Source organism: Prevotella dentalis DSM 3688 (assembly GCF_000242335.1).
GTDB classification, from domain to species: Bacteria; Bacteroidota; Bacteroidia; order Bacteroidales; family Bacteroidaceae; genus Prevotella; species Prevotella seregens.
Genome location: NC_019968.1, coordinates 1,136,053 through 1,162,944, shown reverse-complemented (window position 1 = coordinate 1,162,944; position 26,892 = coordinate 1,136,053). Strand labels below are relative to the sequence as shown.

The following is a 26,892-nucleotide window of genomic DNA, read 5'->3' as shown; positions in this document are numbered from 1 at the left end:
ATATGGATTATACATCAATTCACATATATGGTCATCTGCTTTCCGATGACATACTGCATGAGATAGAGACCGATGCTAGCATGGTGGGCAACCGTGAGCAGGACTTCAACCTCGATGTTAATCTCACAGCAAAGATTGATAATGCTTGGAGCAGTCTGCGCAACGATTGGAGTCTTTTCTGTGGGCGCAACCTCATTCGCGACCCTTACGGCACAAAGTCTGTTCGCCGCTTGATGGAGAGGTTTTTCTCCAGTCTTGACTATCAGCTGAATTATCAACCACACAATGTAGAGGTTGGTGAACGGTCATTTGACATCACTTATCTTGCCCCAGAATTGGACAATATGCCCGTTATCATTGTTGGTGACAAAACGGGCGATGTGCAACTCGACACGCTTGATAAGTGTACTCTCGATATTCGGGCTAAAGGAGGGCGAAGGCAGAAATCACCGCATGCTACTATGCTTGACTATCTGAACAACACCGAGCACGTCTATGGCATCGTAACCAATGGTCAGGTGTTGCGCATCATCCGCAATACCGGACAACTTGTGAAACTCACCTATGCCGAGTTTGACCTGCGTCGCATGGTGGAAGAAGACCACTATGCTGAATTTGTGCTGATGTTCCGGCTCCTGCACAGTTCACGTTTCATCCATACTGGTGATGACCCATGTGTGCTGGAGCAGTGGTTTAATCGCTCCGTTGAGAGTGGCAATCGTATTCGTGCCGGACTCTCTGATGCCGTACAGAAAGCCATGGAGATTCTTGGACTTGCCATAGTATGCGGAGAGGGAGATGGCAACAAAGTATTCCGTGAGGCTTTTCTGGATGGGAAGGTTAATGCTGCCGAACTGAACAAGGAACTCATCCACTTCATCTACCGACTGCTGTTTCTCTTCATCATAGAAGACCGCAACCTAGTTTATCGGTTTGGCGACCCGTATAAAGATCCGGATTATGAGCAGAAAGCTCATTGCCTGGAGATATATAGGAAATATTATGCAGTGTCGCGGCTGCGTCACTTGTCCGAATTGCCACATCTGCGTAATGCGCGTTACCACGACCTGTGGGAAGGACTCATGGATTCGTTCCATCTCTTTGAGGATGAATCTTTCGGGGCACCATTATTCATCAAGCCATTGGGCGGAACACTCTTTAATCCGAATACTCTCCATTGGATAAAGCAGTGTACCATCGGCAACGACCGTCTGCTGGCTGCCTTTAATTGCCTAAATGAGTTCTTGGACGACAAGCAAAACCGTGTGAAGATAAACTACTCAGCGTTGGATGTAGAGGAGTTTGGCTCAGTATATGAAGGTATTCTTGAAATGCGTGCAGTCATTATCCCTGGCCAGGCCGACTATGATTGGCAGTTCACCTTTGGTGCTGGTCTTGACCGCAAATCCTCAAGTAGCTATTACACACGTCCCGACCTTGTGCAGAGTCTTATCCGTACTACTTTGGAACCTGTCATCAAGGAACGTATAGCCCAATGCACTACACCTGAAGAGCAGGTGCAGTCGTTGCTCTCCATGAAGGTGTGCGATGCTGCAAGTGGCTCCGGCCATATCGTATTGGCGATGGCACGCACCATAGCTTGGTACGTGTGTTCCATCCGTACGGGTGAGGACAATCCTGCCTCGCTTGACTATCGCGATGCTCTGCGAGAGGTAATCCAGAAGTGTGTCTATGCCGTTGACTACAATCCAGACGCTGTGGAACTATGCAAGGTCGTACTATGGATTGAGGGCTATTGTGCTGGCAAGCCGCTGTCATTTCTCGACCATCACATCCGTTGTGGCAACTCCGTGGTGGGCGTGACCGACCTGCAGATGCTTATTGACGGCGTACCCGCCGAGGCCTTCACCGCCGACAGTAACGATACTAAGCGTGAACTGAAAAAACTCAATGCCGAAGCCATCAAGCAGGCCAATGCCCATGGTCATGATGGAATCTTCGCAGGAGAGGAAGATCCCTTCGGTATTAGCGAAATGAGTACCGAGCAGATAGGGCTTGCCGAGAAGGTCGCGTTTATCTCTCATCTGCCTGAAGACACCATGGAGCAGGAGGAGATAAAAAAGCAACGTTGGGAGAACTTGATGAGGTCGGCTCGTGTGGATTGTCTCCGCGAAGCCTGCAACATCTATACCTATGCATTCTACCACACGGCAAAGCATGAAGAGCTCTACAAGAAGAATGATGAAACCGAAGGCTCTCCCGAGCATCTGCTTGCCGAGCCTCAGGTGCCATACTCTAAGACCGTCTATCGTGCCCTTCAGCAGATTGACGTGATGGAGCGCATGGAGAAAGGGCTGTCTGTGCCTCGATATTATCTGCCTTTAACAAGCAATTTTAAGAGCGAAGTGTATCGTGAGGCGGAGAAGCATCGCTATTTTCATTGGTGCATAGAGTTTCCCGATGTGTTTGTCAACAACGGCAAGTTCGACGTGATGTGCGGTAATCCACCTTGGGATAAGATAAAGGTGGAAGATAAAAAGTGGTTTGAGCGGCAAGGACGATCCGACATTGTCAATGCGGGCACGGCCGCCCAACGCAAAAAAGCGATTGCTGAACTTCCTGCTTCAGACCCTGCGCTTTTTCAAAACTACCAAGAGGCTTTGGCAGATGCTGAAGCCATGAGCCGTTTTGTTCGATTCGGAGGCCGTTTCCCGCTTACAGCCATGGGCGACATCGACCTTTATCCACTCTTTGCTGAGCATTGTTTCAACTGCTCGCGCGAAGCATGGGGACTGGTCGTTCCTTTGGGCATAGCTGTAAACGATTCAAATAAAAAATTCTTTGGTGTATTGGTAGAAGAAAATTGTCTATATAGTTTCTTCTGTTTTGAAAATAAAGAAAGATTATTTGATATTGATAGTACAATCAAGTTTTGTCTATTAACTGCAAAACAAAAACAGGATATGCCTCGTGAGGTTACGGGCGGATTCTATTTAACAAGGCTGGATCACCTGCTTGACCCTAACCGCATATATAAGTTGAATACGGAAGACTTTATCCGTTTGAACCCTAATACTAAAACCTGTTCCATCTTCCGTACAGCCAGGGATGCACGCCTTACGGCGAAGATATACCGCAATGCACAGGTGTTGATTGATGAGGACAAGTGTAGTAACCTTTGGGAGGTGAAGTTTGGTAGAATGATAGACATGTCTAACGACTCTCATCTATTCCGTACCTATCAGCAGCTAACAGAAGAAGGCGCTGTACTCGATGGTAATAAATTCTTGCTTGACAGAAAGGTATATGTACCACTGTACGAGGGGAAGATGATAGGACTCTACAACCATCACTATGGTATAAATCCCATTTTTGGGAGTCATCCTAATAATGCAAGTTTACCTCTGCCACCAATCAATGTATTAATGGATACGCATTCGTCAATAGTACCTTACTATTGGATTCGTCAAGAGGAAGTTGCTAAACGCTTGATAAAAACAAATCGCCAGGGAGAATTGATTTGGGAATGGAAACATAAATGGCTAATTGCAATTAAGGATATAGGAAGGACTGGTGTAGCACGTACTTTTATCACATCGCTTATTCCCGACGCCTGCGGCGTCGGGCATACAGCCACGCTCCTTTATGAGGAGCGTGGCTGTATGCCCGCGGCATTACTGCTGGCGATGATGTCGTCCATTGTTTTTGATTTTGTAGCAAAGCAAAAAAATGGTGGAAACCACATGAGTATTTTTGTTATCAAGCAGTTGCCATTCCTTTCGCCCGAACAGATTTCGACTGCAATGGCAAGAATGATTATCGAACGTGTAACAGAGCTATGCTATTTCAATCACGACCTCGACGGATGGATGGAGGAAGTTTGGTCAGATGGGGGTATGACAGAAGAGCTGCAAACGGCAATCCTTGCACGGCTTGATGCTTGCAACGGTGGTACGCACACCGAGCCAGAGCCCTTTATATATAATGAAGGACGAAGGTCTGTGGCACAAGCAGAGCTTGATGCCATCTTTGCCCACCTCTATGGTCTCTCCACCGAGGACCTGCGTTATATTCTCGACCCCGAAGATGTCTGTGGCCCCGGCTGCATCAATGAGACCTTCCGTGTGCTGAAAGATCGCGAGGTTCGTGAACTCGGTGAATATCGTACCAAACGACTTGTGATGGACGCATGGAAGAAATTTAAGTTTAACGAATAATTGGGAAGCGTATGTTTTTAATAACACCAGAAATGAAGGATATAGTATTGGCTGATTTGTTATCAGCTGACAAGCCTCGTTTCAAATTTGATTACGATAACAGTCAAGAAGAATATGGCTTTGCCCCATCGTATACAAAAATGCTCTTAGATCAATTTCAAAATTTAGGACTATTGAAAATTACATATAGTTATAGTGATGGTGCAGTAATTGAAATTTCAACTAAGGCTATGGATTTGTATCGCCATGGTGGTTTCAAAGCCGAAGAAGAATTGCTCAAATCGAATATTGAGAAATTGAGCTTGGAACTTCAGAATCTGTCCAAGCAGCTCGAACCCAAGTATGCAGAAAAGGCATCACAACTTGCGCAGATTGCTGGTACGTTGATGCAAGGCTTGACTTTATTTATGAAATAATAATGAGCCAGATTACAAGTATTTCTATCAAGAACTATCGGGGAATAAAAGAACTTAGTCAGGATTTTGGAGCAGAGCAATTCGTTGTCTTGATAGGGCGTGGCGATTCAGGAAAGAGTACCATACTCTCTGCCATTTATTCCGCGTTGTCACCCTCGTGGAATATGACATTCAGCGACTTGGATTTCTATAGGCAGGACACTTCACACCCCATAGAAATAGAAGTGACTTTGCGAGAGCTACCTATCGAACTACTCAAAGAACAGAAATTTGCCCTCTATATCCAAAACAGCTTACATAACAGGGTCAATAATGAAGACTTAACACTTGTGGTCAGGCTAATGGTAGATGAGACTTTAGAACCTCATTGGGTAGTCAAGGCACGTCCAGGATCAGACTTCGATGATAAGCCCATATCGGGTGCAGACAGATCTATGCTGGCTGTTAACTGCATTTCTGATTTTACAGATAATCAGTTTGCCTATAACCGGCAGTCGCCGCTTTACGCACTTACCAAAGCACAGCTTGATAGTGGAAAAACTATCGAACGATTGAAGTCGGAGCTGATACGTAGCATGTCGCAGAGTACAGACAACGACGTGTTAGATCCCCTAAATACACCATTGGGAGATTTGACCATTTCCGCAAGGCAGCTAGGATTGACGGTAGATACACTATGTGCAAAAATTGATATTAAGGAAAACCCATACACAGGTAATAGCATTTCTTTGCACGAAAATTCACTGCCCTATCGTTTGCATGGTAAGGGGAGCAAGCGGCTTATGTCGATAGCTATCCAGTCGGAAATGACTAAACAGGGCGGCATAATACTGGTAGATGAATTGGAACAAGGCTTAGAACCAGATCGCATCATCACATTGGTGAGGAAGTTGAAAGAGACACAAGCTGGTCAAGTATTCATTACAACCCATTCCCTGCATGTCATATTAGAGGCGGAAGCAAATAACCTCTTCGTATTAAACAAGGGGCATAACACACTTGCCAAGGTTGATAGTAATCTTGATTCGTGTCGTCGTACAAATCCGCAGGCGTTTTTTGCCAAGAAGATAATATGTTGTGAAGGTAAAACCGAGCAGGGATTTGTTCGAGCAATCGACAAATGGATATGGGACACATATCATACAACATTGTCGGCGGAAGGTGTTGTCTTGGTCGATGCTAAGGGTGGAGACAACATGTTTACCTATGCCCTAAAATTAAAGACATTGGGATATGACACATGTATCTTTGCCGATGATGATAAACCAAAAGAACTTGCATCAAAAAAACAAAAGGCTATAGAAGCCGGAATTAGGCTATTTCTTTGTGAAGAAGGCAACTGTATGGAAAGACAACTATTTACAGATCTTCCTTGGAAATACATGTTGAAAGTCATCGATTGTAACCAAGATAATTTTCCTCATCATAACATAAAAATTCCAGCCGAGTTAAAGGAGAAAATAGATTGTGCTGATGATACAACACAAGATGCATTAAGGAACGACATTACCAATTTGTCTATCATGAAGGATAAAGAATGGTTTAAGCACATTCCTGGAGGTGAATTTCTTGGCAGGATGTTTATGGAAGCTTATTCGGATGTTGATGACAATAAACACATGAAGCAAACTGTGTCAAACCTTCTCAACTGGTGTGGAATCAAACAATGATAGATTGGAAAGAATTTATAGATTGTTTTCGTGGTGTGTTGATAGCACCTGCGGGGCATGGTAAGACGACTGCCATAGCCGATTGCTTGTTACAGTGTCCAGAAGATTCTTGTCAATTGGTATTGACACATACTCATGCAGGTATAGCATCCTTGCGTACAAAGTTTCAGAAGAAGAATGTACCTGCAAGTCGCTATCATTTAGAGACCATCACAGGTTTTGCACAACGTTACGTGCTTAATTTTTTCGGGAAGTCGGTTTTACCCAGTGAAGAAGATAAAAATTATTTTGAAGTTGCTGTCGAAAAATGCAAAGAGTTAATACAAAGCAGCATTGTTCAGAATATTCTCAAACTTTCATACAATGGAGTATTTGTAGATGAATACCAAGACTGTACTATTGACCAACATTTGATGGTGTTAGAGCTTGCACATGACCTGCCTCTGCACCTATTGGGAGATCCTCTGCAAGGTATCTTCTCATTTGAGCGCAAACGATTAGTGGATTTTACCCACGACCTTAGTTTTTTCCAGCATTTTAACCTTTTAAACCACCCTTGGCGCTGGGAAGAAACGAATCCGGCATTAGGTTGTCTGATCTTTGAAATGAGAAAGAAACTGGAAACAGGAGAATGTATTGAATTGCAAAATAATCCAGCGATCGGCTTTTATGTAATGCCTTGTACAGAGCAAAATAAATATTCTGTGTTAGCAAATATAATCAAATACCATAACACCGATAATATGCTGATTATTTGTCCTTCTTATACGGCAAAAAATAGGCATGGCCAAGATGTACTAAAAGGAGATGTTAAAGATAGGATAGGTATTAAACAGCGAGCTGATTTTAATAATCAATTCTCAATCTTGGATGCGATAGATGGAAAAGAATACTATGCTTGTGCAAGACAGATAGATGAGTATATCTCTAAATGCAAACGGGGCAGGCGAATACATAAGGTGGCTCGTCTATATAATATTTTATCCTTGCTACATTTCAAAATGAGTATAGTACAAGATTGGATAAACCCTAAGGACAACAGAATTGTTGATAGACAAAAAGACAACACAGAAAATTCCCAAAAACTGAAAGCATTATTTTTGTCATTCGAATCAACTCCTTCACTTCAAAACCTTCAACAAATCATCAGTTTTGTAAGCAATCTTCCTAAGGTAAAAAACTACCATAGGGTATTCCTATATACGATAAACAAATGTTTTGATGTAAGCATAATAAATAATATTTCGATGTTCGAAGCCATGAAACTGCTCAAAACAAGAGTGAGGCATCAAGGAAGGAAAATTCATGGGAAATATATTGGTACTACTTTATTAACAAAAGGCTTGGAATTTGATTCGGTTGTTATTTGGGAAGCAGACAAGTTTGAAGATGCCAAGAATTTCTATGTAGCCATATCTCGAGCGTGCAAGAAACTTATTGTTATAACGGAGAAAACAACCTTAAACCTCACATAGTTTCATAGCAGAAAATCATAGAATGCATAATATCCCAAAGAAGTGCAAGGGATAGTATGCGTAGCACAAATACTTCGCATACTGTCCATTGATAAAACCTCGCTGTCCATTGTAACAAAGGATGACAGCTAATCCCAACCAAAGCCCAATCACACCGTACTGGTACATGAAAAGGGTGGCTAAAAGGCTTTTTGTCACGTTGTTCGTCCGAAAGATATAGAACGCACAGATCAGCAGGATGCCGGAATACTCGTAATCGACGTGTACCCATGTGGCCATTCCACAAACGGCTGCCATCAGGACACACAAAAGTAATGGCTTATTGTCTATCTTATTCATGCCCTCCATCACCACCAGTCCCAATAACAGGGTAAAGAATACATTATGTGTATTGTCATGATTCAGTAGCCACCACGGAATATCCGACACCAGGGCAAAGACGAAAAGATTCACCGCATATTTCCTCACAGAACGAGTATGCACATATCCTTCCACCAGCAGAAAGGCGAAGATGGGAAAAGCCATCCTACCTATCGTTCGCATGGCATCGTAGGCCAAGCCATTGTCCATCAGATAACAGGCTATGTGGTCTAATGTCATGGACACCAACGCAATTACCTTCAATGCGCTTCCTGACAGTCCTTTACCTTGAACGAGGATCATGTCACTTTGTTTTCTTTTCTTTGCCCAACAGTTCTGCAATCATTGCATCCACCTCGTCATTGACACGCTTGAAGTTACGACCGAGCATGATTTCTTTCTCACGGTTGGAGGCAAACTGATAGATTTTCGGCAAGTCGGCATACAGCCTTTCCTCCTTCTTGATCTGCGCCATATCGAAGTGCGTCTTACAAAAATACTTGGAGGTCTTGAACTCCTCCGACTTCTCGATGTCGAAGCCCTGCATCATGCTACCTTCGGTCGGAGTGAAGTCACGTGCTGACTGACCAGCCAGCCACCCCGTGGCCATATCCGCTATCTTCGCTGCCGGAACGAGGAAGTCCAACCGCTCAGAAATAGACGTGGAAACCTTCTGGTCATTGATGGTGATAGATTTAGAAGTCTGCTTCGCCTTGCCAAACACATCGTTCTGTGCCCATTCCAGCGTTTCCTTGTTACGGGCAGCCCCCATGAAGATATTACCGCATGTGGTGATAATCTTCTGCATACCGTTCTTGCCATAATCCGCCTCCAGCTGTGGCAGCTCCTGAAATCCCAGTGTCACCGCCACCTTGTTGCTACGCGCCGTACCTATCAGGCGGTCAATCTTATGAAAATACAATGTTGGCAACTCATCTACGATGATGGAAACAGGGATATTCCCTCTGCTGTTCACACGGGTAACAAGACGATTGAGCACCAACGCATTCAACGCGCTTACAATCTGCTCCTTTTCCGGGTCGTTGGCAATCACGAGATACGAAGGATTGGCAGGGTCAGAAATCTTCAGATCGAAGTCATCCCCTGTAAAAATCCAATAGGCTTCCGGCGACACTAAACGAGCCGCATTGACACGCAGCGTACCCACCATACCTTCGAGCTGATCCATCGCCTTGTTGGTATAAGCCGACTGGAACGGAGCCATAAGCGAGAGGATTTTCTGATCCTGCATCAGGATGTCGAATACATCGCTGTACTGCTTACCAAGGAACGACAGCACATGCGGCATATCCGAGTATTCGCCGGTAATAGTGTCAGGCTCTACCACCTGCCCCTGCTCATCCTCATACCAGGATGAAGTGATATGCACCCGCTGTCCGTTACGGCTTGTATAGGTAAAGTCATTCAAATCCACGAACATGCCATCCTCATCCACTGACACATCATGGCTCAACTCATCCACAAAGTCCAGTATCGTGTTGCCGTCCTTATCGACAGCCCGGTAGTCATGCCAGTTTTTTGTAATCAACTTCAGTTTCTTACCTCTGTATTTGATATACCTTGTGAGCTTCTTACCGTCCTTGAAGCCTGTAGGATGAAAATTCACGAAGAAATAGATGATGGCAGAGAGGAAGTTGATGGCCGAATTTTGGAAGAACGCCTCCGAGCCTCCTTTCTTGTCGCCTCCCTTGTTGAGTGATTCGAGCAAGGTCGCTGCCGTCTCCGCTGCCGCCGCCAAGTCAGGAATATACTTCCGTTGTATAGGGTTAATACGGTTGGAGTACTCCACATCGGTAAAGTTGACGATGTGGAAACCACAGTTCTCCGGCAACCTGCCCAGCTTCTTGTTCTTGCAATACTGATAGAACAGCGTCTTTCCCAATGTCGGGAACTTATAGTCATACACCATCATGGAAAATCCCTTGGCCGCATGCTGACGTATAAATGGGTCAATGATGCCGAATGACTTGCCAGAACCAGGCGTGCCCAGTACGATGGTGCCACGAAAGGGATTGATGATGTTGATCCATCCCTTGTGCATACGCCCCTTGAAATAGTATATCATCGGGATATTAACAGAATAAGGATTCTCATTCAGTTCCTCTGACTGCTGAAACGACTCATTCTCAAAATTAAACCGATCCTCGCCTAACTTGTAGTTGTAGTAGCGTGAGATACCGTCCAGCCCCTGATGCAGGAGCATCGTGCCGATGATGGAAGTCATGGCGTAGAGAACACGGTTGGTCGGGAACCCAAAAGAGAGTCCGCCCCAGATGCCCTTATGGAACATCATGCAGAGCGCAATAAACGTGACACCGATGCCGATAGGATATAGCACCATTGTCTTGACATTGAACTTCAGCGCCTTCTGCGGCCGAGTGCCGATGCACGTCACCCCGATGCAAATCAGTTCAACGAGTTTGCAGGTCGGTACCGTGTTGAACACCTTGAAACGAGCAATCAGCTCCAGTATGAACCCAGTAACACGGTTGTCTGCCGTGATGGGCAGATTCATGATCAGCTCCACAATCAGGAAAAGATAAATACAGCTCCTGAACGTGTTGTACATCTGCTGCTGTTCCCTTGTCTCTTCTACAGCCATGACTTTACGGTTTGATGATTACAATACAGGCAAGTAAGATACCATCTGCTCGCTGACCCCATCAGCGTGCAGCATATCCTTATAGTTGATGTCGAGCGTAATGACACGCCCCGAAATCTGTTCCTCCGAAATCTCCAGCTTCAGCACCTTCTCTTCAGGGAAGGTGAGCTTGTCGAGTACCAGCACGTTTCGGTATGCCTTCTTGAAACTCTTGGCACTGCTCAGACTATACACCGGTGTCAGTTCAATCGTCTGCGAGTTGGTGGCCTTCAGCTCCTTCTTATCCGCGAGTTTGATGCGCACCTCACTGATGTCATACTTGATTTTGGTGGCATTGTAGAGCGAGTAGTCGATGAAGAAATAATCCCCGATACTGTAGATGTTGTTCACCCCTGCCTTGATACCGTTCTCCTGAGAATGGATATGCTTGCGTGGCTTACTGGCAAAGATGGCCCAGGCGTATGCCGCCATCTCCTTGCGCGGCATCGTCACGTCGGGATTCTCATACCTGCCCATGTCCCCGGCTTTGATGCGGTAGATGGAGTTGGCTTTGGCTGGTCCGGCGGTATAGACCACGTTGAGCTGTACGATATGCCGCTCACCAATCACGGTAATTATGCCCACCAGCTCATTGTCGTACATTCTCCCGGAGGGTTTGATGCGTACGATATTGTCCGTACACTGGTTGCCCACAATCTTATTGGTCGAGATGTCCACGAGCTTGATATTCTCAGGCATCAGCAGGTGTGTCGCCACCTCCTCGTTGACGAAGACCACATCCTTGCGCCTGTTCTCGTCAAAGATGTAGCTGTCCGTGGGCTTGGCGTTGCGGATATATCTCACCGAAACCGAGTCTGCTTCCATGTTCTTATACATTTTCTGTGCCTGAAGGCTGCCATAGAATCCCATGAGGGCAACCAAGATAACTAAAAACTGCTTCATATTTTTAATGTTTAATGAATTGTTGAACGCTACTCAGCATTGGTGTTGACCAAATAGACAATGGTATTGTACTTGATCCGTGCCTTGTTCTTTCGGATATTCGCAGACATGGCAGAGGTTGCCGACTGGTACATGTTCTGCAGGGCCTGCAGGGCCACCGCTTCGGAACTCAGTCCACCGCCATACCCCCCGTCAAGAGTGATGTTACTCTGTAAGGCATTCGCCTTGGCATCCTTCATCAGGTCACGGAAGGCAGACTCAGGAACATAAAAGCCCTCCATGCCGTCGTTGTCATAGACGGACAATCCCACCTTAATGAACTTATCCCTGACCAGGATGCTGGTGATAGTGGCCATGACACGCTGTTGTCCGAATCCCGTCACCGTACCATAGAGGTAGGTACCCTTCCTTAGTCTTGTACCTTTGAGCGTCACATCGTCGAGGAGCTTGAAACGGAGGCGCGTACCCTCGTGTGCCTTGGTCGTCTTGTCTATCATGGCGCGGATTAGCGGTACATCCGTCGTAGGCTCGGCACTGACGGTATTGAACTTATCCGCATTGCCCTCCATCACCTTCTTGACGATGACCGGCTTCTCTTCGGGCTTACGATGAGGAGTATCATAAGGCTGTGACACTTTTGACACTTTGACACTTTCGTCCTCGTCGATACCCATGCTCCGTTCCAAAGATTTCTGCCGGGCAAGGCTTCTCTTCTGAATGGCCTCTACCTCCCTTGCATAGTCATCCATTTCTGCCTGTCTGGAGCCACGGCCATAGCTGCCGCCCGAACCATATCCAGATGCGTCCCCATAGCTGCCACCCTCATAGGCATTGATATGCTTCCGGGACTGTGCCAGTCGCTGCCGCAGGGCTTCTACGTCCTTCTGTCGCTTGGCATTGATGGCATTCTGACGGTCTATCTCGTTCAGTTCATCTTCCCGATAGCCGTTACCGAGCGAGTCCTGCTGCCCTTGGTCCTCACCGATACCGTTCACTGCCGATGCCGCGTCTTCCTCATTATAGCGTTTGTTCATCTCCGTCATCTTGTCCCCCATTTCTTCATTGGCTGCCGTGGGCAGGGAGGCGTTGATGCTGTCCGTGGCAACACCTTTCTTGGTATTGTCCGTACCACCGAACACGCCCAACAGTTCATAGCCTAAGAACAAGATAGGCAGGAGGATAGCCAAAGGAAAGATATACTTGGGCTGTTTGAAGTCGATGCGCCACCAGCTCTTGCCCTGTGACAAAGGCTTCACTACGGGAGGCTCTTTCGGGCTCGTCTTTTCCTTTTCATCGGTCTCGTTCTTGTTCTCACCATGTGATTCAGCATCAGTTTCTGTCTCAACAGTGACCGACGAATCATCCGCCTTTCCCAGTCCGATTTTGAGTAAGAGTTTCTTAATCAGTACTTTCATATCATTAATGTTTTAAGTTTGCTACTATCATTTCGAGTTGCCTGTATTTAGATATGATGAACATTGAATCCTGATGCGTCTTTACAGGGATATGCACCAAGGAGTCCAACTCCCATTTCAGCCGCTGTCCCCGGATGACCAACAATCCTATCCCCCGTACCTGTACGTTCTTGCCATTCTGTATACTCTGCAGTCCGGTGAACATTGGCTGTACATTCTCTATCTCCCCCACAATATCCCCGTTGGGTTGCGGGGTATAGAGGGATACGACAATCCCAAGGCCGAGCGAACAGACCAACGCACCGATGGTCATGGCCGCCATGCGCTTCGGGTGTTTCACCGCCCATGCGTTGGTCGCATCTATCCGCTCCTGTAACTTCCACTGACGGGAGAGTTTCCTCACGAAGGCTTCCATTTTACCCTTGGTTTCCTGTTCCCATTTGCTCTTGGCCTCTTTCGCACGTTTCATTTCCTTCTTCATACCCTTAGTAGTCTAAATCCTTATTCTCCAGCGTTCTCCAGCTGGTAATCAGCAAACCGTGCGGATTGTTCCTCGTTCGCGGCACATTCTCGATACTGCCCACCGTGACGAGGGAGCGTTTCATATCCCTTGAACGGCGTTTGATGATTTGCGTACCGTAGTATTTGAACTTCTTCGACTGCTCATCCAGCTGGATGGAATCACAGATGATCATGCACACGGCCGAGGAAGAAATGATGTCTGAGTAGAATCCATTTTCCTCCATGGCCTGTTTCTGTTTCAGGGCCGTCCCATCCGCCATATACATCGCCTTGGACAGCGTCCATTTGATATAATCATCATCGGGAGGCAGATTAAAGAAATACTGATGAAAGAGCTGGATGTGCGCTTTCGCTTCCATGACGAAGTTCGCCTCCTGCTTGCTCCTTTCAGCGAGGAAAGGAATGTCACCATCAAGGACATAGATCTGATTGCGTTCTTCTGTTACCAACTTGGCACAGTAGAAGATGCAGCAGGCACAGACCACCGTACTGCCAATGATGGTCATCAGCACGGTCATCAATGCGAGCCTTGTTTTCTGTTCCAAACTCTGTATTAACATATCCTGTCTTTTTAGTTTATTTTCCCCTGTTGTATGAATCCCTCATGGAACTGCCCATCTTCGATGCCGCTTTGCCAGCAGAACTTTCGGTGAACATGTGCTTAGCCTCTTTTGCCATACCAGCCGCGGCGCCGCCCATCGCTCCAGCCACAGTAGCTGCACCGCCATCGGAATAGCCACTTGCGCCGCTCACGGCACCGGCCATACCTGCTGCTCCGAGGTGTGCCGCGCCCGATACCGCAGAACCTGCCACTGGCGTAGCCGCCGAAACGATACCCACTCCTGAAGAAGCGGCACTTCCCACAGCACCTCCAACGGCACCTGCCACAATACCACCGGCGGCACTGCCTGCACTCGAACTCATGCCACCCGGAATCAGCCATGATGCCACTTCGGGGACGAAGCGAATGATATAGGCACCTACCAACATTCCCATGGCATACATGCAGTTGGAGCCGATGCCCTGTATGCCCAGCGCGCCTATCTGCCCCCAAGAGTCCACCTGGCCTTGTAGGAGCTTGCCGTAAGCAGTAAGGTCCTCGCCCAGGTTATACATCAAGATAAAGTCGATGTAGTACAGGCACATATAGGTAACGAATCCCCATAGCGACAAGGACAGGTATTTGCTAATCCATTGCGACCACGCGCTATGCCATGGCGGAACGATGGACAGGGCAAACATGATCGGTGCAAATGTGGCAAGAATCGTCATGAAGATACGCTGGGCTACCAAAATGCCGTAATAGGACATCTGAAAAATCAGCTCCCCAATAAAGCGTATCACGTCGTTAATCCATTCCGATACCTTTGTCTCAGCGGCTACGGTTGCACGCTGCGCATAATTATTGATGGTCGAGCCCAAGTTTTCCATGTTGTAGATGAGCTTGTCCCACCAATGGGCATCTTCGCCTATCTCCTGCACTTGTTTTGCTGTTTCGATGCTGTCCTGCACCTGCCTGAGCCGTTTCAGGTAATCTGATTGCTTCTGCGCCACCTTCAGTTCGAGGGCAGCCACCTCCTTGTTCTTGCTGCTTGCCATCTGCTTGGTGGTTGTCTCCAATGCTTTGCCCGGCCGAGCCAACTCCTGACATATCCATGAGCTGTAAGTGATGCAAATGGAAAGCCCCACGATGCGGAGAAGTTTCATCACATCCATTGCCCTACGCCCAAGCATCATCATCCAGCACTCGTAGGAACCCACGCAAAGGGCGAGGCACAGGCCGATGACACGGGCATAGCCCACGGTGTTGCCCAGTACCGCTGATTTGGGGAAGGTCTCCATCGCCACCAGCAGCTTGTCAAGACTCTCGTCAATGGAAGGCAATCCCATCGTGAGCAGCTGGCTTGTGATATTCATCAAAATGTCTGTAACCATACTCTTAAACCATGATTTATCGTTTGTAATAGTTTTGTGCCATACCGACAAGGTGCGCCACCCTGCTGACCATCTCCTCCATCCGTCTCTTGTATTGCTGGTAGGTTTTCTGGCGTTTGGCGTTTTCAAGTTCATATCCCACACCCGTCTGATGGATATAGGCAATGTCCTCGCAAATCAGTTCATTCTGCCGGGTCAGTTCATCGACTTGGAATTTCAGCTTGCCTTTGCTTCTCTGCATACAGAAGAGCAGTCCGTCGGCAATGGATTTCTGCATACGGTCGAAGTCGGCTTTGAAGGATGGGTAAACCAGATCGACGTTCCTGTCAGCGGCACGCGCTACCTCTTCCTTGTATAGTTCTTCCATCTTGACACGTTCCTGTTCTGCTTCCTTCATTTTTTGCCTTTGCGTCTCCTCTGCGGAGATACGGGTGGGCATGATACGCTTCACATTCGACTTGCTTTCCTTGAACCGCACCCTCCAGCCGGATTTGAGGAATCCCCATTTCCAATAGGTCTCGCCTCCGCTGTACTTCTTGTGCAGCAAGTAATAATACCAATCGAGAGCAAAGTCCCACGGCCCGTTCTCCATCGACTTCCATTGCTTTTCCTTCTGGTCGTCGTAAGTAGGATGTTGGGCCAAGACAGGGGAAGAGAAGTACAATAACCCCATGATGACGAATAGATATTTTCTCATACGCTGTTCCATTTATTGATGACGCCCTCTGCTATCTTATCCGTCACCTCACTGTTGAGAATGTCCCAGATGTAATCGTATCTGAAGCCGCCGACGGTAATGATGCTGCACCATACGTTGGCACCGTCGATGATACCACGCATATTCTCAATGGAAGTTCTTAGTTCCATGACCAGGTGCAGTTTCTCATCCATTGAGGCCTTCATCACATTGATGCCGCTGGCGGCAAGCGAGGCATAAAGGGCTTTGATGTTCTTGATTTCTCTTGCACACGCCATGTTCGCCTCAGTATAGTACCATGCCACCACCGGTTTCTTGAAAGTATATTGAAAGGTAGAGCGTGTAAACTGGCTATATTCCTGTATCAGGCGGTACATGCTGTTGGCCGTCGAACCCAACGCTCCGGCTAATATGACGTAGGAATAGCCATTGTTCAGTTTGCTGTCCAGAGTTGTCCTAACATTGTTGAACTTGATGGCACCTTTTGTAATGACGCTCTGCTCACCAAAGCTCGTTGTTACCTTTGCCAGAGCCTTGTCCTCTTCACCCTTGATGAGTTTGTGCAGGCTGATGAGGGCTTCGATGGTGGCCGGATCCCTCGGCGTGGGGATTACGCTGGCAAAGGTGGGAGTAGCTAAGGTAAGACATAAGAGCAACAACCAACACCTCTTTATATTCCATGTTCTTTTCATAGGCTCAACCCCATTATACACTCAAACCGTTCCAGTTGTCAATCAGCCCATCTACAGAGTTCCGGGCTGTGATATAGGCAGCCCATGACTCTACGTCAATGGCCATGAGCACATCCCCCCAGCTGTTACCAAACTGGCACATCATTACCATGACCTCCAGCTTATAGTGGATTTCGAGCAGACGACTATAGATTTTGTTGGTCATCGTTAGTCGTTCGTAGCGATTGAGCAGATTATATCCGTCGTTCTTATCATCCTCTTTGGCCGAACCCAGGGGATTGCGTATCTTGCCGTTGTTTACTATATCCACAAAGTCATGCACCAGACCCTCTGTCTCAGACACAAGGTTGGTCATCTCATTGAGGCATACTACATAGTTCTTGCCCGGCGACTTGCCAAGCTGTCTCAGTACGATGGGCACATCTTTGAAGATGCCAGCTGTGAGTGAGACGATTTCATCGTAATATCTGCTTTCCTCCCCCAAACCCGTGATGTTTTGCATGGAGAGTTGGTAAAGTTCCTTGATGCTTGCCATTGTAGCAGCATATTGCATCAACTTTTCCTGCTTGGACTTGATGGAATCCAAGCGCCCATTGTGTTTATCCTCTATCAATTTCTGCGAAGCAGCATTTGCCGTTACAGTTGCCGTCGTTCTCTTGTCAATCACCACACGCCAGCCAGCCCGAATATTCAGTGAGGCAAGGAGCATTGCCATGACGAGGATTACTCTTGACTTTTCCATAAGCTCATAATGTTTTGATGTTCGTTAACCTGCCGTGCAAAATCGAGATATTTGCCTATCCCGGCCTGTTTGCGGTCTTTCTCTATCTCTGTAATGGCACGCTGAATGTTGCCACCATAATGCTTCGTGTATATTTTGAGAGCTTCCTTTTCCGCCCGTTCCGTGGTATAGGCCCAGTAACATTCAGGTGGCTCCTCCACACCATATACATCAGACATCTGACCACGGCATATCCATACCTCTTTGAAGTAGTTACGCCCCTCGTGGTTGTTGAGCGCATTGATGGTGAAGATCTGCTGTCGTTGAACCGCCGTCAGTCCGAGGATAGCCGCAATGTCATCGTACCGGTCCTTGAATTTGGCCTGGTCGAGCAGAATCTTCACGTCGCTGTTGTTGATGATAGCCTCCTTGACAATCGGAGAATCAATCACATCGTTCAATTCCTGTGTCACTACTCCGGCGATGCCGTGGAACTTACGCACCGTCTTATACAGATATTTGATATACTCTGCCATCGTAGGTGAGGCAATCGCCTTCCATGCCTCTTCGATGATGAGAGCCTTGCGGCCTTTCTTGATACGCATCTTCTGGAGGAACACATCCATGATGATAAGCACCACGATAGGAAACAGCACCGGGTCGTCCTTGATTTTGTCTATCTCGAAGACGATGAACCGCTCATCGAAGAGCGACTGCTCCAAATCATTGTTCAGCGTACTCTCCAGTTCGCCACCACGGTAGAACTGTTCGAGGATGGCCGCAAAGTTATCGATGTCGAAGACAATTTTCTTCTCCGCCATCAACTGTGGGATACGTTCCAGCGCATATTCATAGAAAGTATTGAAAGACAACTTCCTCACGCTCATCTTCCGTCTGCGCTCTTCCATTTTCTCTATCTTCCGCTCGATGCGCATGAGATAACTGTCCTCTATCACCTCTGCCATCAGTCGCACGAGATGACGGTTGGCAGCCACTTTCTCGCCCTCCGTTGCTGCCTTGTCATTGACCAAGGCATGTAACTTCTCTACCTGACGCTTTGCCTTGGCTTGATGGGCAACCTCTGCCTCGGAGAATATGTTTTCCTCCTGGGCATATTGTGGAGTGGTTATCGGCTGTTCCCCGTTACTATCACACTGTTCAGCCTTCTCTGCCTTGATGTCGTGATAATAGCGATGCTCTACCTTCTCACCATACTTCTCATACTCACCGTTTTTCTTATCCTCCAGCAAAAGTCGTTGGCGTAACCTGTCCTTCTCTTCTGAAGAGAAGCCGCGAAAAGGGTGGAAGAAGGCTTCGTAATACTCCACGATGACCTGATTGATGATGGCATCCTCAATTTTGGAAGGCAACTCACTACCCTTGAAGATGAGGAAGATGAGCGATTTAAGGAAGTTCTTCTTCTCCCCGAAGTTCTGGCGGTATTCCGTCTTGGTAATCTTAAACGGATTCATAGAGATGGGATGCTCTTTGGAATAGGTGATATAGGTGCCACCGAAGTAGCTGCAGATGCCTTCGTAGCTGTCGCCTGTATCGACCATCACCACATCGGTATTTTGCTCCAGCAGCTGGCGTACCACACTGTTCATGTGGAAGCTCTTGCCGCTGCCACTGGGTCCGATGCAGAAGAAATTAGCATTGTCGGTGTATTTGTGAGCACCTTCCTTGCCTGTAATGTCAATGGCCACTGGCAGCCCCTGACGGTCTGTATAGTAGGTTTTGAGCGGCGTCTCCTCCGAATGCTTCAGATGCTCCTTGAAGCAAAGGCACAGGGCAGCGTCCGACAAAGTGAGAAAAAGGTCGTAGTCTGGATTGAAGGCGTAGCCGTTACCCGGAAAACTGCATGTGAAGAGTTCCAACTGGTTATGGGCCGATTGGGAGGGCATGATGGCGCAGTCATAAAGTTTCGTCTCAATATACGATGTAACCGGCGTTATCTTGTCATGGGGACAACTGACGATGATATTGAAATTGGTATATACCATCAGTTTGCTATCCACGGCCAGCGTGTCCAGCAGCCGTTCTATGTCTTCCTTGGCGATGCGGTTGGACGGGTCGGGCATGGAGCCATGACGCTTCGCCTTGCCTTGCAGTTTCCGCATGAGCTTGCGCTGGGCAGGTATTTGGATGACCTGATTGTAGATGACACAATCGGTATGGGGTATCTCCGCCAGGAAAGAGAAGAGATCGGTGGCAATGTAAGTGCCACCCACATTGACCGAGAGGAACGGCCTCACGAAATTGGGCATATTGATTTCGTCTATGTCGACCAAGGGAAATGACTTCACCGTCCGGTTGCCAATCTTCAGGTTCTCGTCCGAGCACTTGAAGTTGGTCATGGAAAAAGCACCCTGCTTGAACTGGAAAGCCATGAAGCGGTGAAGGTATTCGTCTATCTCTTGCTTATTCAGCTTGCGGTGGGTGATACCTTTCTCATGAAGGATGTCAGCCACCTTTGCGACCTTCACATGAAAGTCCTCCCATCGCTTGGCATCATATTTCACGAAGGCATTGTGCGTACATTCCTGGGTAATAATAAGAAACGTGCGTATGTCAGTGTATTCCCTCCCCTCAAAGTAGTTGAAGTAGCTTTCCGTCAAAAACTCCTGATTGCCTTCTGCCTCATGGTGATATTTCTGCTTGCAGAAGATATCCTGCTTCTGGAGGGCATAGCCCTCGCCGAGCGTCTTGACGATATTGGCCAGCACATCCTGAAAGAGCCGATATTGGTCAGCATCGGTACAATACTGCTGCACAGGGTTTTCTATCTCAAAGAAAACAGACGGATTGCCCTTCTGAGACCACAGCACCGTGTTGAGCAGTTTCCCGTCTTTCCCCCTGATGTCCTGCAACTGAGCAAAGAGTTTATCGAATGGTTTTCTTTTCTGTGCCATAACCATTAGTGTTTGAAGATTCCGTGGTAGATGTAGATACCCTTATCGTGGCGTTTGGCGTGAAGCCCGTTGCGCTGCCGAATGTAGATGGTAGCCAGTCCGACAAGGGCAAGGACAATCATGGCGATGAAGCCTGCCAACTTACCCAAGATGATGGAGAAGAGGATGAAACCGAGAAAGGACACACCGATGGCGATGGCAGCGAAGGTGAGAAACCTGCCTCTGATGCCCATGAACTCGAGCGGTTTCTGAATACCCTTATATATGGGGTAAAAATCTTCCATAGAAGTTAAAATTAGGCAGGAGCCAGATGCTTGGTTGGCAGGTCCGGCCCCTGCCGGTTGATCACTTGAAGAAAAGCGGAAGAGCCTCCGACATGGCGATGAAAGCCACACAGCCACCGATAGTGAGCATGATGGTCTTTTTCACGTCCTGGTCGCCGTTTTGCATCTTGAAATACACATTGAACGCGCCCACGAGCACGATAACGGCAGCGATGGCCTTCATCAAGTTGGAAACAGGGGTCTGATACGAAGAAATCTCCGTGGTGGCTTTGGAAAAGCCGCCCGCACCCTTGCTATTGGCCAACGCTGTTCCTGTACTCAGGGCGAATATCCCCACGCCTACTGCTAATTTCAAAGACTGACGCTTCGCAAAGCTCCAAGCACGTCTGACGTATTTTCCTGCTTGTTCTCTTAATTGCGACATAATCGAATGGATTAAATTTGAAATACAATTCCATGTTAAAGCCGTAAGTGAAACAAGTTAAAGTGCTACGTCTGAAATATTAAAGATAAAGGTCAATATGCTGTTATGAAGAAATGCTCCCTCTGTCTGGCTCAAACTCCTTCCATTCGGCAAGCAAGCCACCCAGTTCACTGTTCTCGCCTTCCTTTGACAGATCCTCCACCTTGACTAGCAGGTTGCTTACTTCAATGCCGCCGGTCATCAGGAGCTCTGCCGTCTGTTTTCGCTTCATGGCAGCCGCCTTCTGTTTCTTAACAACGGGGCGGGTGATGAGGATCGGCGTAAACTCTCTTACTTCACCGGAGATGTCGATGGCTTCCTCCTGCATTTTGTCGTCTTCGCTGGCAGCTCGCTTACTGTTTGCCAGCAGGTCGTAGGCCACCGTGCCGAAGTAATAGCAGAGGTAGCAAGTCAGGATAAAGCCTAAAAATAACTGAAAGTTCATAGACAACCGGCATTAAGTGAATGATGGACATTGAGCTGATGCGGCAGGATAGGCACTCATGGGCTGAAACCGCAACCCCAGCTTCTGTCCGTTGCTCTCACGGATCGGTCTGCGCTTCAGCCCCTCATTATAATATAAGGTATTGTGGCCTGGGATGACAAGGTAGCCGCACGACTTCAGGATGCTCTTCAATACCACCCGTCTTTTGTTACCGACCACCTTGATGCTGGTTTTCTGTGGCAGTCCGAACAACACACGAGCCTTCTCCCGTTTGATGATGCACTTCCTGCTGCGCGACCTTATCTGCCGGGCATCGTCTGACGTTCTGCTAAGATGGTGCTTCTTCACGATCCGTGATACCGTCCTTGTAGAAATGCCTGTAAGTCGGGCTATCTCACTATGAGAATGGCTGCTGTATAGCCGCTTGACAGTATCTGCCACCGTCATCGCCTTGGTGACAGGTCGTTTCCGCAAGCCCAACTCATGCAGCTTCCGGCGAAGGCAACTGAGAGAAATTCCCAATCGTTCTGCTAAGGAGGCGTTATTCGTCTCCTTGTAGTGGTCGAGAAGGAAATCCACCATAGCTGTTGTCCATATAATGCTTTGCCTATACATGATTTTGAAGATTATTGACAATATAATCGTTCCTGCGTAGAAACTCTTTGAGGTAGCCGCTGTTGGTGCCAATGAAGGCACGGAGGGCAGCGTTAATGATGTCGGTAACAGACATGTTGTTGATGTTGCAGAGCTTCAGAAGATCCACCACCTCGTTGTCTATCTCGTAGTTCTTGCGGTCGTTCTTCTTGACACGGTAGCCGTATTGCCGTGCATACTGCTGGAAAAGCTTCCAACTACCATCGGTCTTGTGGATGTCGAGGGGTGATACCTTGGGTGCAGCTTGCGAAGGTGATGGAACAGATGGCCTTTTCACCTCATTAAATACCCCGTCAATATCGGGCAGGTTGAGCAGGTCGTTGGTAGGTGGCGTTTGCGAATGGGGAATGTTTGCTTTCATTTTGTCTGCTCTTTAGGTTTGAAGATCTGTTGATACATAAAGTCGAAGGTGGGCGATACGATGTCGTTTTGCGAGCCCATCAGTTCGATGGTGTTGTACCGTTGCATATCCGCCTTGACCTCTATGCGTGGTGCGACCAGTCCGAAGTGGCGTAGCCTCTCCTCGGTCTTATCCCACAGTTCCAGTTCTGCCTTCCGACCATACCGCTTGTCCCATTTGTTCACGACGAAGATGAACCGGCCCTTCATGATGGGCAGCATACGTTGAAGTTTGACGATGAAGCCGATGAAAGTGGCTGTAGAACTGATGGAAGTAGCCTCAAACTGATAAGGGCATACGATGTAATGACTGAGGGCGAAGATGGGCACCAGACCCTGTTGCGACAAGTTGCCGGGCGTGTCCATTAACACGATGCCCTTGTACCCTTCGCACAGACTGGTAAGAAACTCCTTGACATTATTGGTGTCTTTGATGTCGAAAGGCTGAACGGTATAAGGCAGTCGCACCCCTTGGTATTTCTCCACATCCTCCTTCCGCTTGGAATAGATGGTCTGCTGTCGGTCGAAATCCACAACGAGTACGCTTTCTCCTTTTGCTGCCAGATAATTGGCAAACATCGTGCAGAGCGTTGTCTTTCCGACACCGCCCTTCTGATTGGCAAAGGTAATCATGATGTTGTCGCTCATTGTCGAGGTTGTTATTAGTTGATTGATAATAACAAACTCCTTTTTGGAAGGCCGATTATCAAATGGAGTTGGGCCCCAGTAGTGTTATTTCGTGAAATAGGCATCTTGCGGATTAAGCATATGATGAAGGTGCTAAATCTTGAAATCATTGGCAAAGATAGGGATAGTAGGTGAAACTTGCAAATCAATATAGATATGCTTCTTTAAGACAGATTTAAGCATTGATGATACCCAGAATGACCATTCGGAAAAGCAAGGGATTTATAGGGAATACCTCCAAGGTGTTTTAACCCATTATTTTACAGATGTTTAACAAATTCTGTATTTGAAATTATAGGATAACAAAAGAAGAAACTAATTTTGCAGTATAGAGCTTGCGAGATGATAGAGTAGCACCGTAATTGGTTTAGCAAATCACCTTGTCGGCTCTATTTGTGTCGTATCTATCTTTTTAGTTTCCACTCTCCATCCACCTCATATCCACCATTGCCACCCACTTCCCATTCGGCGTTGCGGTCGGAAGTCGATGTATGGTGCGAAAGGACATTTTTGAGGATGCCATTGGAACGGTGGAGACTTTGGACTGAAACAGGTTGGAGCTCTTGCAGGGCCGGGAGCAAGGCCTTGAAGTCGATGCCCAATGAAGCTAAGTTGAAGATGCACTTGTGCGAGAAATCAACACAATAGTATTGGTCACCTTGCCTGAAAATGGCGAGGTGATTTGTTTTCAGTGCGGCTCCCAGGTCTTGCTTTTCGGTCGATGTGGCCAGATTGTTCAGCACTTCCACGGCAAAGCCATTGTTGAGGATGCCGTGTGGTTCTATATGAATAAGGTGGGGATTCTCAATCTTCCAGATACGGCAGAGAATGTCACGTTCCGTCTCATTTACTGGGCGGAAGTCTTGGACGCGGCGCAGCATGTAGTTGAATTTCAATACCTTTTGCACGCTATCGCTTAGGGCGACCTCCCTGCCGCCATACAATTTGAAACGCCCCTTGGCAATGCGAGTACCGTACTGCCGCCACAACATTCTGTTGAGTTCGTAGGCTATCATCCGGGGATTTTCCTCCAGCATGGCATCCACAAAAAGTTCCACCTTATTGATACGTTCCTCTTCGCTCATAAAGTGTTGCAGTTGCTTGATGGAGAGTATGCTGCCGCCTTTATACACCGCCTGTTTGTGGTGATCCACTATCATGTAACCGTAGGGCTTATCCTTTGAACCGAAGAAGACAAGCGACACGCCAAACTTCTTTTGCATGATGTCTGCCAACTCACTGCGGTCAGCAACCATGTTGCGATACTTCCTCAGAATGGCTCCCAACTGCCTCCGGCGTCTATAGGTCTCCTTTTCATCAATGATGGCGAATCTTGCCGTCAAATCTTCTATTCCGATTTTTGTTCGTACCCGTCCGCCACGTGCAATTTCAAGGTGGCCACCACGCTCGAAACATTCATAGCCGGACGCCTCCAGGATGGCTTTGAACTGAGTAAGCGAATTGAACTTGTAATCGAGAGCCTCCTTCAGAAACAGATCGCCACGTAGTTCCTCGTCTTCGCCGACAATCTTATTGATGGCCTCCTGTGAGCGGATGCGCTCGTGGTTGTGGTTTATCTTATGCCCGTCGGGAGCCACACGGCTGGTAACGATATGCAGGTGATTATTGTCGGTGTCATGGTGGGCATAGATAAGCAGGGGTTGCCCTTCTTCATTATAGCCCATTTCTTGGAGATACTGGTGGGCAATGTCCAAAAGTTGCTCCTGGGAGTATTCGTGGCCACGGCAGGAAATGGCCACATGGAACTGTGCCTTGCGGATATGCCCGTTTCTTGCCGAATAGTCAATCAGGTATTGCTGCAACTGTTCGGGCGAGTAGCCGTCAATGGCGCCCACGTAGCCGAAGTTCTTCATTTCAAGAAGTACGGCCTGACCTTTGGCCACCTTTCGCTCGTTGTACCCGACGGCATGGAATGTTGTGCTGGAGGGTAGTATGGTTGCTATCATGTCGCTTTCTTGTGATTTCGCATTATCGTGAGAATACGGGAGCGGTAAATCGGTATTTCCCGATTACGGCTTTTCTTCTTATCGTGTTAATCGTTTGGCTATCTGATGCTGTTCCTGTTTTAACGCTGTTAAGAGCCTTTGCAGCTCCATGATTTGAGGGTAAAGCACTTTTTCAAAATAGGGAACGGTAAGCTCATTGGCTATCGCCAGTTCGTTGGCACGCTTGACCACCTGATTGAAGTTGCCGCCCATCCATGCCAAGTCCTGCTGATACTTCTTGTAGAAAGCTATCATCTCGTTCAGGGCAACAATTTTCCGTTTTGTTCCTGTATCATCAAATTGTTTGATGGCATCCCATATCATGCCACTTACTGTCTTGTAGTTGGCTGCCTTCTGCTTGATCAGCTCGGCATCCTGTGCCGACATCCTTATCCAAAGCCGTTTCGTCTTTCGTTCTATATCCTTCCGTATCTATTCTGAGTTGCGAAGAATAATCCCCAACTTGACAGAGTTGGCAAGTCACTTTTGTCCGCACAAAAGTACAACTTGCTACCCAAACTCCGTAAGGGAAATGTAGTCCCGCCACCTGCTTGTCTGACTTAAAGTTAGCAAGAAATGACGAGCTACGGTGTTCCCATGGTTTCTTTTTCAAGAAAGTGTTTTCGTGAAATAGGGATGATAAAATCCCGATTTAGCGATATAGGGATAAACCGAAATCGAAATCACGTGACCGCCCCTTCACAAAATAACGAAGAAGCGAAGTCGTGAAATAGTGACATTGCGAGAATGTTAAATCGTAAAACACTTGCTGATAACCAATGCTTTATATACTGTATTATTTGCTTTTCTCAGTAATTTTTCGTATCTTTGGTATGGCTAATAATGTTTTAAGATGCAAGTGTTTCTCTTCGTATATATCCTGTTCAGGGCCATCTTCCAGCTGATCGGTTGGGTGATTCAAGGCTTTCTGTATGTCTTGTGGATGCTCTTTGGCGGCATCGCCTATTTGGTGAACTATCTGATGGAGCGTAAAACATAAAGCCATGCCTCGAAGTGGGAGGTATGGCTCTATGTGGGTTGTTGTCAAATTCATCTGATTGCCTTTTGGAGGCTTATGGCATGACGCTCAATGGTCGTTTTCAGCACTTTCGCATAGATTTGCGTAGTGCGTATGTTTTGATGTCCCAACATCCGAGCCACATTTTCGATGGGCACATCATGGGCGAGGGCAAGCGTGGCAAATGAGTGCCGGGCCATGTGGTAAATACAAGCATAAGCAAGTGTAAGAGGAACATAGGTGAAAATATGGTAACAGGTTGTGAATTAGTCGTTTTTCTATATTCTGCAACAGATAGGGATAGGCAAAACAGTATGGGATATTGAGACCTTTCAGTTACCAAACCGTTATCCGCTTGTTTCCTGAACAAACTGAGGT

At 47.3% G+C, this 26,892-nt stretch carries 24 protein-coding genes and 1 pseudogene; 5 read left to right on the top strand and 20 right to left on the bottom strand.

Annotation, left to right across the window (positions count from 1 at the left end; translation table 11 throughout):
- The first annotated feature begins 2 nt into the window (after window positions 1–2).
- Genes PREDE_RS11940 through PREDE_RS11925 form a run of 4 tightly spaced genes read left to right on the top strand, consistent with a single transcriptional unit; the run spans window position 3 to window position 7,739 of the window.
- Window positions 3–4,178: an Eco57I restriction-modification methylase domain-containing protein gene (locus PREDE_RS11940; protein WP_015310531.1), complete on the top strand. Its 4,176-nt coding sequence runs from the start codon at window positions 3–5 to the stop codon at window positions 4,176–4,178.
- 32 nt (window positions 4,179–4,210) lie between these two features.
- Window positions 4,211–4,594 (top strand): hypothetical protein, encoded by a 384-nt coding sequence (locus tag PREDE_RS11935; protein WP_015310530.1) that lies wholly within the window; start codon window positions 4,211–4,213, stop codon window positions 4,592–4,594.
- Between the two features lie 2 nt (window positions 4,595–4,596).
- Window positions 4,597–6,264 (top strand): ATP-dependent nuclease, encoded by a 1,668-nt coding sequence (locus tag PREDE_RS11930; RefSeq protein ID WP_005848001.1) that lies wholly within the window; start codon window positions 4,597–4,599, stop codon window positions 6,262–6,264.
- Window positions 6,261–7,739: a UvrD-helicase domain-containing protein gene (locus PREDE_RS11925; protein ID WP_005848004.1), complete on the top strand. Its 1,479-nt coding sequence runs from the start codon at window positions 6,261–6,263 to the stop codon at window positions 7,737–7,739. The genes PREDE_RS11930 and PREDE_RS11925 overlap by 4 nt, the downstream gene beginning before the upstream one ends.
- A gap of 15 nt (window positions 7,740–7,754) precedes the next feature.
- Here PREDE_RS11925 and PREDE_RS11920 read toward each other — a convergent pair whose 3' ends face one another.
- The 19 genes from PREDE_RS11920 to PREDE_RS11830 all read right to left on the bottom strand — a co-directional run bounded on the left by PREDE_RS11920 (window position 7,755) and on the right by PREDE_RS11830 (window position 25,916).
- Window positions 7,755–8,402, bottom strand: coding sequence for a TraX family protein (locus PREDE_RS11920; RefSeq protein ID WP_005848006.1), 648 nt, complete (start codon window positions 8,400–8,402; stop codon window positions 7,755–7,757).
- A gap of 1 nt (window position 8,403) precedes the next feature.
- Window positions 8,404–10,722 (bottom strand): type IV secretory system conjugative DNA transfer family protein, encoded by a 2,319-nt coding sequence (locus tag PREDE_RS11915; protein WP_005848008.1) that lies wholly within the window; start codon window positions 10,720–10,722, stop codon window positions 8,404–8,406.
- A gap of 18 nt (window positions 10,723–10,740) precedes the next feature.
- Window positions 10,741–11,664, bottom strand: coding sequence for a conjugative transposon protein TraN (gene traN, locus PREDE_RS11910; protein ID WP_005848010.1), 924 nt, complete (start codon window positions 11,662–11,664; stop codon window positions 10,741–10,743).
- 29 nt (window positions 11,665–11,693) lie between these two features.
- The gene (locus PREDE_RS11905) at window positions 11,694–13,079 is read right to left on the bottom strand and encodes a conjugative transposon protein TraM (protein ID WP_005848012.1); all 1,386 of its coding nucleotides are present in this window, start codon (window positions 13,077–13,079) and stop codon (window positions 11,694–11,696) included.
- Between the two features lie 4 nt (window positions 13,080–13,083).
- Window positions 13,084–13,560 carry a hypothetical protein gene (locus tag PREDE_RS11900; RefSeq protein ID WP_005848014.1) on the bottom strand — a complete coding sequence of 159 codons (477 nt, stop codon included), beginning with the start codon at window positions 13,558–13,560 and terminating at the stop codon, window positions 13,084–13,086.
- Window positions 13,561–13,564: 4 nt separating this feature from the next.
- The gene (gene traK / locus PREDE_RS11895) at window positions 13,565–14,161 is read right to left on the bottom strand and encodes a conjugative transposon protein TraK (protein ID WP_005848016.1); all 597 of its coding nucleotides are present in this window, start codon (window positions 14,159–14,161) and stop codon (window positions 13,565–13,567) included.
- A gap of 16 nt (window positions 14,162–14,177) precedes the next feature.
- Entirely contained in the window at window positions 14,178–15,536 is a 1,359-nt protein-coding gene (locus tag PREDE_RS11890) for a hypothetical protein (RefSeq protein ID WP_005848018.1), read from the bottom strand.
- A gap of 16 nt (window positions 15,537–15,552) precedes the next feature.
- The gene (locus tag PREDE_RS11885; protein ID WP_005848019.1) at window positions 15,553–16,233 is read right to left on the bottom strand and encodes a DUF5045 domain-containing protein; all 681 of its coding nucleotides are present in this window, start codon (window positions 16,231–16,233) and stop codon (window positions 15,553–15,555) included.
- Window positions 16,230–16,925: a hypothetical protein gene (locus PREDE_RS11880; RefSeq protein WP_005848021.1), complete on the bottom strand. Its 696-nt coding sequence runs from the start codon at window positions 16,923–16,925 to the stop codon at window positions 16,230–16,232. Before PREDE_RS11880 ends, PREDE_RS11885 begins: the two co-directional genes overlap by 4 nt.
- 13 nt (window positions 16,926–16,938) lie before the next feature.
- Window positions 16,939–17,667 carry a hypothetical protein gene (locus tag PREDE_RS11875; RefSeq protein WP_005848023.1) on the bottom strand — a complete coding sequence of 243 codons (729 nt, stop codon included), beginning with the start codon at window positions 17,665–17,667 and terminating at the stop codon, window positions 16,939–16,941.
- Window positions 17,649–20,558 carry a TraG family conjugative transposon ATPase gene (locus PREDE_RS11870; protein WP_015310528.1) on the bottom strand — a complete coding sequence of 970 codons (2,910 nt, stop codon included), beginning with the start codon at window positions 20,556–20,558 and terminating at the stop codon, window positions 17,649–17,651. Before PREDE_RS11870 ends, PREDE_RS11875 begins: the two co-directional genes overlap by 19 nt.
- A gap of 5 nt (window positions 20,559–20,563) precedes the next feature.
- A complete protein-coding gene (locus PREDE_RS11865; protein ID WP_005848027.1) occupies window positions 20,564–20,842 on the bottom strand; it encodes a DUF4133 domain-containing protein in 279 nt (92 codons plus the stop codon).
- Between the two features lie 61 nt (window positions 20,843–20,903).
- Window positions 20,904–21,266 (bottom strand): DUF4134 domain-containing protein, encoded by a 363-nt coding sequence (locus tag PREDE_RS11860; RefSeq protein WP_005848028.1) that lies wholly within the window; start codon window positions 21,264–21,266, stop codon window positions 20,904–20,906.
- A 103-nt stretch (window positions 21,267–21,369) separates the two neighbouring features.
- A complete protein-coding gene (locus tag PREDE_RS11855) occupies window positions 21,370–21,750 on the bottom strand; it encodes a hypothetical protein (RefSeq protein WP_005848030.1) in 381 nt (126 codons plus the stop codon).
- Window positions 21,751–21,762: 12 nt separating this feature from the next.
- Window positions 21,763–22,365 carry a hypothetical protein gene (locus PREDE_RS14400; protein WP_005848032.1) on the bottom strand — a complete coding sequence of 201 codons (603 nt, stop codon included), beginning with the start codon at window positions 22,363–22,365 and terminating at the stop codon, window positions 21,763–21,765.
- Window positions 22,358–22,765 carry a hypothetical protein gene (locus PREDE_RS11845; RefSeq protein WP_005848033.1) on the bottom strand — a complete coding sequence of 136 codons (408 nt, stop codon included), beginning with the start codon at window positions 22,763–22,765 and terminating at the stop codon, window positions 22,358–22,360. The genes PREDE_RS14400 and PREDE_RS11845 overlap by 8 nt, the downstream gene beginning before the upstream one ends.
- Window positions 22,762–23,451, bottom strand: coding sequence for a ParA family protein (locus tag PREDE_RS11840; protein ID WP_005848035.1), 690 nt, complete (start codon window positions 23,449–23,451; stop codon window positions 22,762–22,764). Before PREDE_RS11840 ends, PREDE_RS11845 begins: the two co-directional genes overlap by 4 nt.
- A 443-nt stretch (window positions 23,452–23,894) precedes the next feature.
- Window positions 23,895–25,457, bottom strand: coding sequence for a relaxase/mobilization nuclease domain-containing protein (locus tag PREDE_RS11835; protein ID WP_005848037.1), 1,563 nt, complete (start codon window positions 25,455–25,457; stop codon window positions 23,895–23,897).
- A 78-nt stretch (window positions 25,458–25,535) separates the two neighbouring features.
- Complete coding sequence (locus PREDE_RS11830) at window positions 25,536–25,916, bottom strand: hypothetical protein (RefSeq protein ID WP_044127189.1); 381 nt, start codon at window positions 25,914–25,916, stop codon at window positions 25,536–25,538.
- A gap of 433 nt (window positions 25,917–26,349) precedes the next feature.
- Between PREDE_RS11830 and PREDE_RS14120 the strand changes: the two genes are divergently transcribed.
- Window positions 26,350–26,496 (top strand): hypothetical protein, encoded by a 147-nt coding sequence (locus PREDE_RS14120; RefSeq protein WP_004363133.1) that lies wholly within the window; start codon window positions 26,350–26,352, stop codon window positions 26,494–26,496.
- Window positions 26,497–26,546: 50 nt separating this feature from the next.
- On the opposite strand, the pseudogene PREDE_RS13645 reads toward PREDE_RS14120, so the two are convergent.
- A pseudogene (locus tag PREDE_RS13645) lies at window positions 26,547–26,720 on the bottom strand (tyrosine-type recombinase/integrase); the annotation flags it as partial.
- Between the last annotated feature and the right edge of the window lie 172 nt (window positions 26,721–26,892).